At 37.3% G+C, this 2,554-nt stretch carries 3 protein-coding genes; all 3 read right to left on the minus strand.

Translation table 11 applies throughout. The annotated features are described in order from the left end of the window. Positions 1–1,694 (minus strand): recombinase family protein (locus Hs30E_RS10745; protein WP_172209929.1); only part of this gene is annotated, 1,694 nt, incomplete at its 3' end. A 97-nt stretch (positions 1,695–1,791) separates the two neighbouring features. After that, positions 1,792–1,950 carry a hypothetical protein gene (locus Hs30E_RS10750; RefSeq protein ID WP_172209930.1) on the minus strand — a complete coding sequence of 53 codons (159 nt, stop codon included), beginning with the start codon at positions 1,948–1,950 and terminating at the stop codon, positions 1,792–1,794. After that, the coding region (locus tag Hs30E_RS10755; RefSeq protein WP_172209931.1) for a replication-relaxation family protein at positions 1,940–2,554 on the minus strand (615 nt) is incomplete at its 5' end. The genes Hs30E_RS10755 and Hs30E_RS10750, both read right to left, overlap by 11 nt.

The raw sequence follows: 2,554 nt of genomic DNA on the forward strand, positions 1-2,554 counted from the left end.
GATAGCTTATCTGTTACATCGCCAACCATTCCAACAAATCGGTAATGGATGTCAATTTGCTGAACACGTTTACTATTCCGTTCTTGACCATTAGCTGTTGGCTTGTGAATAATAATCTTATCAATCAACTCGTTCACAATGCTTGGTGTTAGCTGAGTTAAATTCAGATGTTTTTTTGCGATTCGCATAAATTTTTCAATATCTTGGATTTTTTCAGATTCAGAATTTAGATTTTTAGTTAATTTCTCAATATTTCGGGTAATCTCCGCTTGTTCAATATCGTAATTTTCAGCTAATTTCACAAATCGTTCAGTTGTCAAATTTCCAGAAATTTTATCTTCATAAAGGTTTTGAACGATAGTGTCCAACGTTAAATTCCGACGTTTTAGTTTCCGCAATTTTGACTTGTCTTTCGTGAGTTTCTCTGAACTTTCAATCTCAAACTGCGCTTGTAAAATCCGCACAAACTCCTGTTCCTGATTTGCCACAAAATCAGTCAAAAAATTAAAATCACGCAAAACTAAATCTTCCAAAACTGTCAACCTAATATAGTGTGTATCAGGACAAGGGTTAATTCGTCGTCCATATCGTATACATTTATAGTGGTCAAGCTGCTTATTGTTTTTAGTTTGTGGACAAAATGTGTGTTTGCTTCCGCAATCATTACAAAATACCAATCCTGCAAACAAATTTGGAATATCTTTATGAACGAGCCGTTTTGTATATACCCGTTTATGCATCCGCATTTTTTGCACAATATCAAATGTATCTTGGTCAATTATCGCCTCGTGTGTATTCTTAAAAATCTTCCATTTTTCTTTCGGATTGAAAGAATTTTTCTTGGATTTATAAGATTTGTGGTAAGTTTTGAAATTCACAGTATGCCCGAGATATTCTTGGCGTTCCAGAATATTACAAACAACACTGTCGCTCCAAAAATAAGGGTCTTCTGAGATAACTTTTTGTGATTTTAACCCCAAACTACGTTTGTGATAAACAGGCGTCATTATTTTGTTAGCGTGAAGTTTTCTGGTAATCTGGCTCGGTCCGAGTCCATTCTTGCAATACTCAAAAATTTTCTTTACAACTTCGCTAGCCACAGGGTCAACAACCCAATTTTTCGAGTTGTTCGGGTCTTTCAAATATCCATAAGGCGGATTAGCACACATTTTTTCGCCAGCGTTGCCTTTGGCGTGTTTGACCGCTTTAATCTTTTTGCTCGTATCTCTCGCATACCATTCATTAAACAGATTGCGCAGGGGAGAAAAATCGTCCTGTCCTTTGTCGCTATCCACGTTATCATTTATGGCAATAAATCGCACATTACGCTCTGGAAATAGCACTTCAGTATAACTTCCCACAATCAGGTAATCTCGCCCAAATCGGCTCAAATCCTTGACGATGAAAGTTTTAGCTTTGCCATTTTTGACTTGCATAACCGCCGTCTCAAAACCAGGGCGTTTGAAAGTTGTGCCAGAAATGCCATCATCTACGAAGAATACTGGATTTTTGAACCGTTTTTCTTGGGCATATTTTTCAAGCAAAAGTTTTTGGTTGAGAATTGAATTGCTATCTCCTGCATTGCCATCGTCCTGCGACAAACGGAAATATAAAATGGTCATTTCATCAAAATCGGCAAGATTGAGTTCTGTGTAATCTTTAATTGTCAAAGAGCTATTATTTTGTGGTTTCATCGGCTTTTCCTCCTTAAAAGCCACATCTTCCCGTGTTCAGTATAACTCTGAACGGCAGTCAAAGCAAGTCGTTTTCAGGCAAGTTTTGTGGCTATTTTTATTTATCTTGCAACATAATTCTAAGCAAAATATTGGACAAATTTTTTGTGGCTTTTGGGTTAAATTTTCTGTTGATAATGTAAATTGTTCGTCCGATTTTTACTTCATATTTTCCAGTTGGTAATTTTTCTTTTGTTCTATTTTCATTATTTTCCATCATCAATTCCTCCCGCCACAAACTCCGCAAATTCATCCAAACTCACAACCTGAAACAATTCCCAAAAATTAGCCAGCTCATCTTGAATGCGTTTTTGGATGGCGATTTTTCGTTTTTCATCTGGCGCAATCCAGAGGACGAGCGGAAAAACATTGTTATGTTTTTGTTCAAAACCCGTGTTGTAATAACGAATATATTGCTTGCATTTATTCACAATTCGGTTCAAACTTTCTGTGCTTTTATCCACCTCAATAAAATAGCTGTCAACATAATCGTGCAGTGAAATTTCCGCAAATGAATCTGGTTTCAAACGCATTTGTCCGCCCAAAGCATCCAACCAACCACGCCAACAAGTTGGTTCAAACAGAAATAAATCAAGCGTAAAATTTGGATTTTTTCTGGCGATTTCAGTCAGCTGAACATAAATTTCCGTAATTGCCAGCGTGTGTTCTAAATGATGCGAAGTTGGTTCATATTTATTTTTCCGTGAGATTGGCAAATTTTCGCCAGCCTGTTTAAGCGCCCGCAAACCCGCAGTTTTTATCGTCCAAATATACGAACCGCTACCAGCTCGCACGCCACCAATTCGGCGCTCTAAATGCGA

This window comes from Pseudolactococcus hodotermopsidis (genome assembly GCF_011170085.1).
Lineage (GTDB): Bacteria > Bacillota > Bacilli > Lactobacillales > Streptococcaceae > Pseudolactococcus > Pseudolactococcus hodotermopsidis.